Below are 12,900 nucleotides of genomic sequence, written 5' to 3' on the forward strand. Positions count from 1 at the left end.
TCCGCCCCGGTGGCGCCCGGTCCGATGAGGGATGTCACCCCGCACCATGATTGATGTCAGGTACTCGTACGCCCGCGCGCCACATCTTTGCAGCAAGGTGCCGCTTCATGACAGTGCCTTTTCTTTTCGTGCTACCCTCTTTTCTTCCCTTGTTATGTCACGCGCTTTGCTTTCCCTGCTGCTGGTAGCCGCCCTGTTTCTGTGGGCCGGGCTGGTGGTCGGTATTTCCTTTCTGGAAGCTCCCCTGAAGTTTACGGCTCCGCACATCACCACCGTGCTGGGCGTCGGCATCGGGCGCATTGTGTTTGCCGCCCTCAACAAACTAGAGCTTGGCCTGTGCGCCGTGGGCTTACTGAGCGCGGCCGGGCTGCGCGCCCCGGCGCGGGTGTGGTGGGGCCTGGGGGTATTGAGTCTGATACTGCTGGTACAAACTGTGGGGTTGCTGCCCGCCCTCGATGCCCGCGCCCTGGCTTTGCAGGCCGGCCGGGAGGTGGCCCCTACCCTGCTTCACCCTACCTACATCGGCTTGGAAATTACCAAGCTGCTGACGCTGTTGTACACCGGCAGCACGGCGTTTTACTGGCTGCTCCAGCCGGCCCCAGCCGCCGTTGGCGCGGTGCAGCCCCGGCCTGCCGTTTTCTCGTAGTATTCCTTTCTGCTTTTGCCATGCCCCCATTCCGCCCCGATATTCACACCGAAGCCGACGTAAAAACGCTGGTAGACGCCTTCTACGACAAGGTGAATGCCGACCCGCTGCTGGCGCCCATCTTCAACGATTTTGCCCGCGTGAACTGGGAAGCCCACATGCCGCAGATGTACGATTTCTGGAGCGGGCTCCTGCTGCACACTTCCCGCTACCGGGGGCGGCCTTTCCTCAAGCACATTCCCCTGCCCATTGCGGGGGAGCATTTCCAGCGCTGGCTCGAGCTGTTTTTTGCTACCGTTGATGAGCTGTTTGCCGGACCGGTAGCCGCCGAGGCCAAGCTGCGGGCCCAAAACATTGCCCACGTTTTTGAAAGCCGACTGCGCCCCAATCCGCTGTCTTTGCTATAAGCGCTGGCTTAGCAAACAACGCCGTTCTTGTTCGGCGGCAACGCCCGCTGGGAGCTTGCTGCCGAACGAGAACGGCGTTTCAAATACGTAAGCCTAGCCTTTGCGGGGTGGCAGGGAACTGCGGCCAACTCAGGCCGGGCCGGCGGCGGCCAGCAGCCTGGTTACGCTGGCCTCGTCTTCGGGCAGGCCCTGCTGCCGCCACAGCTCCACGCCCTGGCGTACCAGCACGCAGGCCGGCAGCTCGGGGGTGCCGAAGCTGCGTACCACGGTGGGGTGGCGGGCCTCATCTATTTTCATGACGCGCACGGCAGTTCCCAGCCGCCGCTGCAAGGCTCGCAGGCTGGCCGCCACGTGCGTTTGCTGCTGCGCTTCGCTGGCCGGGGCCAACAGCACCAGCAGCACAGCCGTATCGGAGGACAAGGCAGGTGAGGGCGGAGAAAAGGGCATCAACGAAGAAATTAACGTGTAGCCGTAAAATTACCTGCTGGCCTGCCTGGCAGTCCATGAGCCTCCTCACCCCAGCGGTTGACAATTGTCATCACCCCGGATGGCTGCTTTTTTTTGCGCTACTTTGGGCGGGGCGGCCGTCTAAGGAAGACAATAACCGTCTCAGCTCTGTTTCTCCTATGACCACCGATTCCCTTGCGCAGGCCCTGGCCCACACGCTGCTCGCCCAGGCTACTGAGTTCGTGGGCGTATATGATGGCACGCGGGGCTGGTTTACGCAGGTAAACCCGGCCGGCGCCCAGCTGCTGGGGTACCCCTCCGCCCCCGCCCTGCTGGCCGACCCCACCCGCGCCCTGCGCACTCCGCTGCTTTCATCCGCCAATTGGGCCGCCCTGCTCGACCAGACGCGCCGGCAAGGCCCGCAGGTACTGGAAACCGACCTTACCCGGCTGGACGGCGAAACCCTAAGGGCACGTTTGGAGCTGACGTATTTTGCGGCCGACGGGGCGCCTTATTACCTGGTGCGCCTCAGCCAGCAACACGACCGGCTGCAGGAGGCCGAGCGGGAGCTGGCCCAGAGCGTGAGCCGCTTCGAGGCTATTTTCGCCAACGCCACCATTGGCATCATGGTGTGTAACCGCGCCGGCACCATCGTGTCGGCCAACCAGATGGCCGACCAGCAGTTTCGCTACCAGGCTGGGGAGCTGGTGGGGCTTTGCATTGATGCGCTGGTGCCCACTATGCCCGGCCGCAACCACGAGCAGCTGCGCGCTTCTTTCAACGCCCGCCCCTCCGTGCGGGCCATGGGCGGCCACCGCGGCGAGCTGGAAGCCTTGCGCAAGGATGGCTCCGTGTTTCCCGTGGAAGTCAGCCTGAGCTATTTCTACCTGGACGAGGAGCTCTACGTGGTGTCCTACGTGCTCGACATTACCGCCAAGCGCAACGCCGACCGGGCCCTGCTGGCCGAGCAGCAGCGCGTGGAGCGGCTCAACGCCGACCTGGAGCAAAAGGTAGCCGACCGTACCCACGCCCTGCTCAACACCCTGGAGCAGCTGGAGCAGCGCCAGGATGAACTGGCCAAAGCCCTGGCGGCCGAGCAGGAGCTGGGCGAGCTGAAGTCGCGGTTTGTGAGCATGGCCTCGCACGAGTTCCGCACCCCGCTCACGGCCGTGCTCACCTCGGCTTCGCTGATTGAGAAATACCCCGCCACCGAGCAGCAGGACAAGCGCGTGCGGCACCTGGACCGGATTCGGCAGTCGGTGAATCACCTCAACGACATTCTGGAGGAGTTTCTGTCGGTGGGCCGCATTGAGGAAGGCAAGGTGCTGGCCCGCCCGGCCCGCCTGCACCTGCCGGCTCTGGTACAGGATGTGGTGGCCGATGTGCAGGGCATGCTCAAGCCCGGCCAAACGGTAGTGCCCGCCGTAAACTGCCCCGCCGACGTGTGGCTCGATGCCTCCCTCTTGCGCAAGATTCTCGTCAACCTGCTTTCCAACGCCATTAAGTACTCGGGGCCCGATTCGGTGGTGAGCCTACGGGCGCAGTGCCAGGCGGGCCAGCTCACGCTCAGCGTGCAGGACCAGGGCGTGGGCATCTCGCCGGAAGACCAGGAGCATTTGTTTGAACGCTTTTTCCGGGCCCGCAACGTCACCAACGTGCCCGGCACCGGCCTGGGCCTGTACATTATTGCCAAGTATCTGGAGCTCATGCACGGCACCATCTCCCTGCAAAGCACCCTGGAGGTAGGCACCACCGTCACGATTACGATTCCCTATGAAAACCATTCTCCTGATTGAGGACAACGACTTCATCCGCGAAAACACCGCCGAGATTCTGGAAATGGCGGGCTATACCGTGGTAGCCGCCGAAAACGGCAAGGTAGGCGTGGAACAGGCCCTGCGTACCCGGCCCGACCTGGTGGTGTGCGACATCATGATGCCCGTACTGGATGGCTACGGAGTGCTGCACATCTTCAACCAGAACCCCCAGCTGCAAGGCGTGCCCTTTATTTTTCTGACGGCCAAAACCGAGCGGAGCGACCTGCGCCGCGGCATGGAGCTGGGCGCCGACGACTACCTGACCAAGCCCTTCGAGGAAAGTGAGCTGCTGAGCGCCATCAGCAGCCGGCTGGCGCGCTTCAGCCACCTCAAGCCCACCTACGACCTGCAGGCCAACGGGCTGCAGGAGTTTCTGCAGGATGCCCAGCAAACCGCCAGCCTGAGCAGCCTCACCCTGGACCGCAAGCCCCACTTGGTGCGCCGCAAGCAGGCCGTATACCGGGAGGGCGACGAGCCTACGCGCCTGTATTTTGTGCAGGCCGGGCGGGTGAAAACCACCAAAACCACGGCCGCCGGCAAAGAGCTGATTACGGGCATATACCAGGCGGGCGAGTTCTTCGGCTACAAGGCCCTGCTAGAACACAGCCCCCACCACGACTCGGCCATTGCGGTGGAAGACGCTACCCTGCTGCACATTCCGGGCGAGGATTTTATGCAGCTGCTGCTACGCAACCCCGAGGTAAGCCAGCAGTTTATTCACCTGCTGGCCGGCAACGTGCGCGAGCGGGAAGAGCAGCTGGTGGATATGGCCTACAACTCCCTGCGCAAGCGCGTGGCCGACGCCCTGCTGCGCCTGCACGAGCAAGCCAGCACCAGTGCCCCCGAGCAGCCCCTGATCCAGCTTTCCCGCGACGACATGGCCGCCCTGATTGGCACCGCTCCGGAGTCGCTCAGCCGCACCCTGAGCGAGTTCCGGCAGGATGGCATTATCGAGCTGAACAATAAGTTTATTCGGGTGCTGCTGCCCGAAAAGCTGCGCCGCGCCAACTGGTAGGGGCTATTCCGGCGGCCGGAGCACGTACTCCGGGGTGGCCGGGCTTGGGCGCCTGCCCTCAGCATTGCCAAAAGCTGCGCGGCTCCGTATAAAGCTCCTCTGTGCACGTCCGGTGTCTGCCCGTCAGGGCATGGGGCACGTCTTGCCTGGCGGTACCAGACGCTCTGCATGGCCCGGCGCCCGGTCGTTTTGCCCTACTTTATCCGTGAGTATGTCCAGCTTCTTTCCGTTACTGCAGCCGCTCCTTGAGGGAAGCAATGCGGTGTACTTTGTGTACCACCTGGAAACCCAACAGATTATCTACGTCAGCGCCGGCTACGAACACCTGACGGGCGACCCGGCCGCGCACGTAAACGACGATTTGCCCTACTGGCTGGAGCGCCTGCACCCCGATGACCGGGAATATCTGCGCTACCGATTTGCCCACGCCGCCCCGGGCGAAGTGGTGCAGGACGTGGAACTGCGGCTGGCTCAGCCCGATGAAGGCACCCAGTTCCTTTCGCTCACGGCCTGCCGGGTAGCGGAGCCCGATGGCCCAGGCTACCTAAGCGGCCGCCTGGAGGATATTACCCGGGCCAAGGAAATGGAAATCAATTCGCAGAAGTTCAACACCAAGAAAAACGCCACGCTCGAAATTCTCTCGCACGACCTGGCCACGCCCCTGGTGCTCCTGCAGCAGCTCACCGACCAGCTCACCCAGGAAGTGCAGGGCTCCTTACCGGAGTCGACGCAGCGGCTGCTGGAACTGATGGAGCGTACCAGCCGGCAGGGCCTCAACCTCATTCGCGACTTCGTCGACAACGAATTTCTGGAATCAGCCAACGTAGAGCTTAAGTGGGACCGGGCCGCCCTGGGCGTGTGGATGCGCACGACGGTGGAGGAATACCAGCGCGCCCAGCCCCACCTGCACCTGCAGGTAACGCTGGCCGTGCCGGCGCACCCGCTGTACGTGCGCATGGATATCAACAAGTTTCAGCAGGTTATCAACAATCTACTCAGCAACGCCCTCAAGTTTACTCCCGATGGGGGCCGGATTGAAGTGCGGGTGGAGGCCCACCCCGGTGTGGCCCGCGTAGTCGTAGCCGATACGGGTATAGGCATTCCCAGCAACCTGCAGCCGGGATTGTTTGAGAGGTTCACCAAGGCCCGCCGCCCCGGCCTGCGCGGCGAAAAAACAACCGGGCTAGGCATGTCGGTTATCAAAACCATTGTGGAGCTACACGGGGGCCAGATCTGGCTGGACAGCGCCGAAGGAAGTGGCTCCACCTTCACCCTGGAAATACCGGCTCTGCCGGCCTGAATTTTATCCCGCTTGCTGGCGGCGAACATAGTAGCAAAAAAAAGCCCTTCCCGATACCGGGAAGGGCTTTTCAGTGGAGCTGCAGGGATTCGAACCCTGGTCCAGACAAGGAAGGCGTCGAGCTTTCTACGTGTGTAGCTATGCTTGATTTGTTCGAAGCAGCCGAGGCGCACATCAGGCCTATAGGCTACCCTTATCTGCTTGAGTTTCGCTTGGGCGTCGCAGCGCCACCCAGGCTATCCTTATGCTTTCGACACCCCGAACTCGTCCGTGAAAAGGAAGACGGACGCGGGATGATGGCTAGTGCTTAGTACCTAGACTAGGCAGCCATGGCGTACGAGTAGTCGCCATTTATTGGTTGGAGGATTTTTTGGCGGGAGATTCATCCAACTCCCGACACGCTTACTCGCGACTTGCACGAGCTGTCAATTCCAGTCAGCCCCAGATTAGAAAGAACGAAACCACCCGAGAGGTGGGGTGCGAAGGTACGCACATCGGGGAATAAACGTTGCGAGCCCGCCAAAATGTTCCTTTGCTTCGCACACACCGTGTCAGCTCTGCCGTACTGTTGCCAGATAACCAGCGCGGCTTTTCAGTTTGGTGGCTAACCTCCATCCTATCCACACTTGCAGCGGCACCAGCACTACCATCAGCACCCGGTACCAGAGAGGGGCTCCGCGTAGCGGCCCCAACACAGCTAGCAGGTCAGAAAGTAGAAACAGACCGGCGAGTACCAGCAGAATAATTTTCCGGTGCGTACCACCTACCAAGCTCACTACCAAGCCAGCCGCAACGCCAGCTAGAAAGACGAGGCCGGAAGAAAGCGTTGCCGCCAGCGTGGTAGTGGGCACCCCCATTACCACGCTACCCGGTTGCACTTGGTTGAGAAGCCAATCGTGCGGTAGGTTCACGAGGATGACCATCAGAAATCCTAGCACAATGCTACCAATACCGCGAAAAATCAGACCTAGTGTGTGCATGCAGGGTGTAAGAAACAAAGCTGTTGTTAAAGCGCATTTCTTTTCAAGACTTGGGTCGCCGCTAAGCTGGTGCACCTTCCTGGTTCCCTACCCGACAGTTTCTGGCCTTTGTTCTGTGGCAGCTACTTCACGGCCGTAGGCTGGAAGCCGGGGGCGCCGGTTTGCCACAGGCCGAAGCTCATCAGGTCGGCAATGCTTTCAAACTGCTTGAGGCGGGAGTCGCCCATGCCGTGGCCGGCTTCGTAGTCGGTGAAGAACAGCACGGGCTTGCCGCCGGCCTGGCTGGCCTGCAGGCGGGCCGCAAACTTGGCTGGCTGCCAGGCAATAACGCGCGGGTCGTTGAAGCCGGCCGTGACGAGCGTGGCCGGGTACCGGGTGCCGGGCTTGAGGTGGTGGTAGGCGTCCATTTCCAGTAGGGCCTTGGCTTCGTCTTCCTTGGTCATGGTGCCAAACTCGGGCGTGTTCACGGGGCCGTTCGGCGAGTTTTCCATGCGCACGGCGTTCATACAGCCTACTTCCGGAATGGCGGCGGCAAACAAGCCGGGGCGCTCCGTCATGGCCCGGCCAATGAGGATGCCGCCGGCGCTACCCCCGTTGATGGCTATTTTGCCGGGCGCGGTGTAGTTGTTTTTCGTCAGGTATTCGGCGCTGGCAATCAGGTCTTTCCAGGTGTTAGGCTTGGTGGCTTTCTGGCCGGCCTTGTGCCAGGCCTCGCCCAGCTCCCCACCCCCGCGCACGTGGGGTACGGCCAGGATGCCACCCTGCTGGGCCCAAAGCAGGAACGGGGGCATAAACGTGGGCTCCATCGAAATAGAATAGGCCCCGTAGCCCACCATAAGCGTAGGGGCCGACCCGTCGCGCTTCAGGCCTTTCTTGTAGATGATGGACAGGGGCACCAGCACGCCGTCGTGGGAGGGCACCATGATTTCCTCCACCACCAGGTCGTTAAACTCGGGATACTGCGCCTCCGACGACAGGGCTTCCGGCACGAAGCGGCGGCCGGCCACGTCGTAGCGGTACCGCTTGCGGTCGGCCGTCCAGCCGCCCATGGTCACCCACAGCTCCGAGGACTGCACGTTTTTGCCGGCCAGCTCCAAGCGGCCCGCCGACTGCGGCAGCTTCAGCTCCTGCACGGTTTTGCTGCCCTTGGGCACGAAATAGAGCTTGGCCTCCACCCCGTTGCGGCTGCGCACGAAGTACAAGCCGTCTTTGGTGGTTTTCAGCTGCTCATCCAGGATGGCCTCGTCGGCGGCTTCGGGCACCAGCACCTCGGCCGCGGCCACGCTGGGCTTGCTCACGGGCATGCGCATAATCTTCTGGCGCGGCGTATTCCTGGACGTCACGAAGTAGATGTACTGCTCGTCGGATACGAAGTTGGTGACTTCTTCGGCGGGCTTAAACAGGGGCTGCCAGGGCACATTGGGCTTGGCGAGGGCCGCGGCCGGCGCGTAGTACGCCTTGAGGTAGCGGTCCACGGAATACAGGAAGCCGTAGGCCAGCTTCGCGTCCCGGTCGATGCCGGCGTACGGATAGTCGCTGGGCTTGATGTCGAGCTTGGGGTAGAGTTGGGTGGAGAAGATAGGCTTGTCCTGACTTTGGGGGGTGCCCACGCGGTGCAGCACGCACTGGGTTTTCTGGCGGGCGGCCATGTCCTTCAGGTCCCCGTTGTTGTAGGGCGTGTAGGTCAGGCTCTGGTTGTCGGGCAGCCACTGGCCGCTGCCTCGGTTGAGCTGGAGCTGCTCGGGGTAGAGCTTTTTGGTTTTCACCTCCATGATGAGCGTACGGCCCAGCTCAGCGCCTTTCTCGCTGAGGCCGAACGACACCTTCGAGCCGTCGTCGCTGGGCGAAAAACCGTTGATGTTGAACACCTTGCCTTTCTCGTAGCTCTCCGGATCGAAGAGCAACACCTCCTGCCCCTGATACCCGTCGCGGCAGTAGAGCTTGGGCTGCTGGTCCTGGGGGCGCGACTTAAAGTAGAAGTAGCGGCCGTTGTCGGTCACGCGGATGTCCGTCACGCGGGCAGCCTTGCGCTGGTCCATGGCCACCATCTGGTCGAGCAGCTGCTGGCGACCTGGAATGGCGTTGAGGGTGCGGCGGGCGTACTCGCTCTGGGCTTTCATCCAAGAAGCCACGGCCGAGTCCTGCAGGTTTTCGAGGTTGCGGTAGGGGTCTTCCACCTTCACTCCGAAGTAGGTATCGGAAGCGGACTTAGCCGGAGCCGCCGGCAGCCCCGACTGGGCCATGGCCGCCGGGGCTGCCAGCAGAAGAGCGAGAAACGGGAACGTTGTTTTCATGCGCAGAAAGGAAAGAAAGTGAAACGCTGCTACCACTTGGCCGGCGCATTGGCTACTATGCCTACCCCCGCCGCCGAATAGGTTAATTTACTATTTATCAACCACCTAAAGAAACGCTATTCCTTTACCCCTCGCTTTCACGCAGGTCGCAAACTGTTGCGCTCAGGTCTTATTCCACGAGATTTTACCGGGGGCTAGCGCTTCACCAGCTCCACCCGGCGGTTTTTGGCTTTGCCTTCCTCGGTGCTATTGTCGGCTAGGGGCTTGGTTTGGCCCAGGCCCTTGGGCTGTAGCCGCTCGGCCGCAATGCCCTGGGCGGTGAGGGCCGCTACCACGGTGGCCGCCCGTTGCTGCGAAAGCTGCTGGTTGCGGGTAAAAGCGCCGGTGTTGTCGGTGTGGCCTTCCACGGTGAGGCGCAGGGCGGGGTCCTGCTGGAGCAGCTTCACGATTTCCCCGATGCCCTGGGCCGCGTCGGGGCGCAGGGTGGCCTGGTCGGTGTCGAAGTTGAGGTACACGGCCACGTGGCCGTTGGCGTCCAGTGCCTTCTTCATTTCCTCGGCGGGCATCAGCTTGGCCGTCATCGGCAGGGCCTTGCGCTCCACAACGGTCAGCCAGTAGCCATTTTTGTTTTCGTAGGGCTCATACACTTCCACCCAGACTTCGCGGTCGGGGGTGCGCACCACGTACACCCCGGCTTTTTCGGCGCTCCAGATGCTGTAGTTGCCCCGGTGACGCTTTTCCTGCATCTGGAGCTTGCGGTTTTGGAACTCCTCCATGTTACCCTCCCACACGGTTACGCCGCCCAGGTCATGCACCAGCTTCTCGTAGGTTTTCTGCACCTGATAAAACGAAGCGCCATCCCCAACGGCTTTGGTGGTCATCAGGCGGCCATCCACTGGAATCAGCTTGGTGCCGTCGAAAAATTCGTAGCGGTCGAAAGCCACATCCTTGAGGTAGTCCTTGGCCGACGTGGACATCATGTTGCCCTTAGGGTCACCTTTCTGGTAGCCATCGAGCAGGCTGAAGTAGGGAAAACCACCGAGCTTGGGGTTCGCCACCGGTACCTGGCTGATGTCGAAGCCGGCAGCAGCCGTATCGGCCGGGGCGGCGGGCGGCGGGGCCGGTGCAGCCTCAGGCTTGGCCTGGGTGGTAGTGACGATGGCGGCGGGCTTGGTGGTGGGTTGGTCGGCGGGCTTGTCGGGGCCGGAGCAGGCTCCCAGTAAGCCCGCTGCCAGCACGCCCAGTTGAATATGGAAAGAATACTTCATGGTACTACGTAGGATAACTGGCCGGTGAATCTGCGCTACTTCGCCTGGTAGTTGACCTGCAGCTGCAGATCCGTCAGCGTGTTGATATCATTGAGCTTGGGGGCATTGGGCGGGAAGGTAAAGGCCTGGTACAGGAGCGCGAAATAGAGCAAAGTGCCCCCACCCGCGTTTGCGTCATCCTTGATCTGCTGCTGGTTGAGCTGGAAGCCCACCGACAGGCTGGACTTGGAGAGCGTAAACACCTGGAAATCGTAGGTGTCGCCGCTGCTGGTCACGCGCAACACTTCCTGGTTGTTCTGCCACGACCACGTCAGGTTTTCATTGGTACCGTCGGCTTCCTCCATAGTGCCCTTGCCGTCCGACGTGAAGCGGTAGGTGTACTGTTCATCGGCCGGCACTGTGTAGGTGCCCGTCACGCCGTTGACGCGCATGTTCATGTCATTCAGCAGCCAGCCTTTGCTGGTCAGCATGTCCGTGCGGGAAGGCTCGTTGTCTTTGTCCTTTTTGCAGGCTGCCACCGTCAGCAGTAGGCCTATCAGCACGAGGTAATGGCGGAAGGTTTTCATAAGAGAGGAGAAAATAAGTAAGTGAAAAGTTGAGGTGAAAGGCTTAGCGCCGTGCGCTGATTTCGGGCGTCCGGGCCGACTCGGCCGTGGGCGTGAGGGCGCTGAGGGAGTAGATGTAGAGCGTGCCGGGCTTGGCAGTTTGGTCGAGGTAGCGGGTTTGAGCGGCCGTGAGCGTAGCCACGCGCTGGGCCGTGGGCTGGTCGCGCTGACGGCGGTAGAGGGCGTAGCCTTTGGCCGGGGCTACCGCCGGCCGGCTCCAGCTTACCTCAAGGCCCGTAGCCACCGGGCGGGCCACCAGCTGACCCGGCGGCACCAGCGGAGCACCCGTCACGCGCACCACCATCACCGGCGACAAGGGGCTTTCATTGCCCTGGGCATCCACGGCGGCCACGGCGTATTGGTAAGTCTGGCCGGCTTTGGCAGCCGCATCAGTGTAAGCCGGGGAAACCAAATCCGTGGCCAGCCGGGTGAAATCTGAGGCCCGTGCCGGGCTGGCGGCCGCCGTAGCCGAAGCCGCGCGGCGGTACAGGCGGTACGCTACCACGGCGGGGTCGCGGCGGGCATCATCCCAGGTGAGCTGCACGGCCGAGCCCGCGGCGTAGGCACTCACCCCCAGCGGGGCCGTCACTGGCATGGCGCGGTTGGGCCGGGCCGCCGCCAAAGCCGAGAAAGGACTCAGCTGCATGTTCTGGTTGGCATCGCGCACGGCGTACACGTACTCGCGGCGGCCGTTGCGGGCAGTGGTATCCAGAAACGTCAGCACGTTGCCCCGCAGCGGCGGCGACACCACCACCAGGGAGTCCTGGGCCGAGGTGCCGCGGTACACATAGTAGGCATCGTGGGTGAGGTCGGGGGCGGCGGGCTGCCAGCGCAAGCGCACTCCCTTCCCTTCCGGCTCGGCCGTGAGGGCTACGGGAGCCAGCAGCGCGGCCATGGTTCCGGGCTGGTGGCTGGCAAAGGCCGTGGCCGAGGTCGTGCCGGGCGTGGGAATACCTTTCGGCAACAAAGCCCGCAGGCGGTAGTGGTAGCCGATGTTGGGCAGCAGGCGGGTGTCGAGGTAGCTGGTAGCCGTGGCCGGAATGGTGTCGAGGCGCACGTAGTTGCCACGGGCGTCGCGGGAGCGTTGAATTTCGATGCCCGCCAGATACGCCTTGCGCGGCAGAGCGGGCCAGCGCAGTACAATGCCCGTTGTGGTATCGTGGGCGGTGGCACGCTGCACCAGCGGCATGCGCCCGGGCGTCACGGACAGCACGTAGGCCGTATCGGAGGCCGGGCCGGGGTTGCCCACAAAGTCCAGGGGCTCGAGGTAGTAGCGGTACATGGCCTCGGGCTCTACCCGCTGCTCCAGCACGAAAAACGCCGAGTCGCGCACCTGACGCACCAGCAAGCGGCCAGGCAGCAGCGCGAAACTTTTTTCGCCCGGTCCCTGCCGGTACACGCGTCCAAACACGGTGCTGGCCCCGGGCTGCACGCGGGCAGCCCAGCGCACTACCACCGATGAGTCGCGGCCGAGGCTGCGGCGGGCGCGCGGGCGCGGCAGGGAGCTGCGGCGGCCTATTTCCACGGTTTTCTCCAAGGGCTTGATGGCTGCCGCGGCGGCCTTTTCCGGCTTAAAGCCCGAGGCCGGAGCCAGGCGGTATATATAGCGGGTGCCGGGCGTAGCCTGGGCCGCCGAGGCATCGAGCATCACCGTGCCCAAGGCCCGGCGCAGGTTCATACTCAGGCCATGCACGCCGTAGCTGTCGAGGTTAGGGTGACTTTCCACGAAGGTCCACACCGCCTCGTCGGAGGGCAGGCGCAAGCCGGCGCGCAGCGCGTCGATGGTAGCCTGCCCGGCCAGCTCCCGGAGCTCAGCCAGGGATGTGGCCGCCCGCAGCACGGCTACTTCCCGAAAGTCGTTGGAGCCGGCGGCGGCGCGCAGTAGGCGGGCGCCCAGCAGGGTTCCGGGGCCGGGCTCGGGGCGGTTTTTGGCCAGCACTACCCACACGCCCTCTGGCGAGGGGTACGCAGGTAGCTCGGCATTTTTGGGTGCCGGAGCTTGGGCGCTGACCACCGCAGCAAGCAGCGTCAACAAGAACAGTAGAGTTAAGCGTTTCATAAAAAGTCAGTTGTCAGTATCCGGTTGCGTTTTGTCAGAGATGCTTCGACTCCGCTCAGCAT

General features: G+C 62.8%; 11 protein-coding genes and 1 other RNA gene. 5 read left to right on the top strand and 7 right to left on the bottom strand.

Annotated elements, in window-relative coordinates:
- Positions 1-154: 154 nt before the first annotated feature.
- Positions 155-646 (top strand): hypothetical protein, encoded by a 492-nt coding sequence (locus tag FY528_RS16735; RefSeq protein WP_149072173.1) that lies wholly within the window; start codon positions 155-157, stop codon positions 644-646.
- 20 nt (positions 647-666) lie between these two features.
- Positions 667-1,053, top strand: a complete 387-nt coding sequence (locus tag FY528_RS16740) for a group III truncated hemoglobin (RefSeq protein WP_149072174.1) — start codon at positions 667-669, stop codon at positions 1,051-1,053.
- A gap of 129 nt (positions 1,054-1,182) precedes the next feature.
- On the opposite strand, the gene FY528_RS16745 is transcribed toward FY528_RS16740, so the two are convergent.
- Positions 1,183-1,500 carry a thioredoxin gene (locus tag FY528_RS16745; RefSeq protein WP_149072175.1) on the bottom strand — a complete coding sequence of 106 codons (318 nt, stop codon included), beginning with the start codon at positions 1,498-1,500 and terminating at the stop codon, positions 1,183-1,185.
- Positions 1,501-1,679: 179 nt separating this feature from the next.
- Between FY528_RS16745 and FY528_RS16750 the strand changes: the two genes are divergently transcribed.
- The 3 genes from FY528_RS16750 (at position 1,680) to FY528_RS16760 (ending at position 5,632) form a co-directional block, all read left to right on the top strand.
- On the top strand, positions 1,680-3,296 hold the full coding sequence (locus FY528_RS16750) for a sensor histidine kinase (RefSeq protein ID WP_149072176.1): 1,617 nt from the start codon (positions 1,680-1,682) through the stop codon (positions 3,294-3,296).
- The gene (locus FY528_RS16755; protein WP_149072177.1) at positions 3,274-4,332 is read left to right on the top strand and encodes a response regulator; all 1,059 of its coding nucleotides are present in this window, start codon (positions 3,274-3,276) and stop codon (positions 4,330-4,332) included. The genes FY528_RS16750 and FY528_RS16755 overlap by 23 nt, the downstream gene beginning before the upstream one ends.
- A gap of 211 nt (positions 4,333-4,543) precedes the next feature.
- The gene (locus FY528_RS16760; RefSeq protein WP_187632165.1) at positions 4,544-5,632 is read left to right on the top strand and encodes a PAS domain-containing sensor histidine kinase; all 1,089 of its coding nucleotides are present in this window, start codon (positions 4,544-4,546) and stop codon (positions 5,630-5,632) included.
- Between the two features lie 71 nt (positions 5,633-5,703).
- On the opposite strand, the gene ssrA is transcribed toward FY528_RS16760, so the two are convergent.
- From ssrA to FY528_RS16790, 6 genes are all read right to left on the bottom strand, one after another.
- Positions 5,704-6,075: a transfer-messenger RNA gene (gene ssrA, locus FY528_RS16765) on the bottom strand.
- Positions 6,076-6,183: 108 nt separating this feature from the next.
- A complete protein-coding gene (locus tag FY528_RS16770; protein WP_149072179.1) occupies positions 6,184-6,612 on the bottom strand; it encodes a hypothetical protein in 429 nt (142 codons plus the stop codon).
- Positions 6,613-6,734: 122 nt separating this feature from the next.
- Entirely contained in the window at positions 6,735-8,906 is a 2,172-nt protein-coding gene (locus FY528_RS16775; RefSeq protein ID WP_222931829.1) for a prolyl oligopeptidase family serine peptidase, read from the bottom strand.
- A gap of 194 nt (positions 8,907-9,100) precedes the next feature.
- Positions 9,101-10,174, bottom strand: a complete 1,074-nt coding sequence (locus tag FY528_RS16780) for an OmpA family protein (RefSeq protein WP_149072180.1) — start codon at positions 10,172-10,174, stop codon at positions 9,101-9,103.
- Positions 10,175-10,209: 35 nt separating this feature from the next.
- A complete protein-coding gene (locus FY528_RS16785) occupies positions 10,210-10,740 on the bottom strand; it encodes a hypothetical protein (RefSeq protein WP_149072181.1) in 531 nt (176 codons plus the stop codon).
- A gap of 43 nt (positions 10,741-10,783) precedes the next feature.
- On the bottom strand, positions 10,784-12,838 hold the full coding sequence (locus FY528_RS16790) for a fibronectin type III domain-containing protein (protein ID WP_149072182.1): 2,055 nt from the start codon (positions 12,836-12,838) through the stop codon (positions 10,784-10,786).
- Positions 12,839-12,900 lie beyond the last annotated feature (62 nt).

Origin of the sequence: Hymenobacter lutimineralis (assembly GCF_008271285.1) — a bacterium.
Lineage (GTDB): Bacteria > Bacteroidota > Bacteroidia > Cytophagales > Hymenobacteraceae > Hymenobacter > Hymenobacter lutimineralis.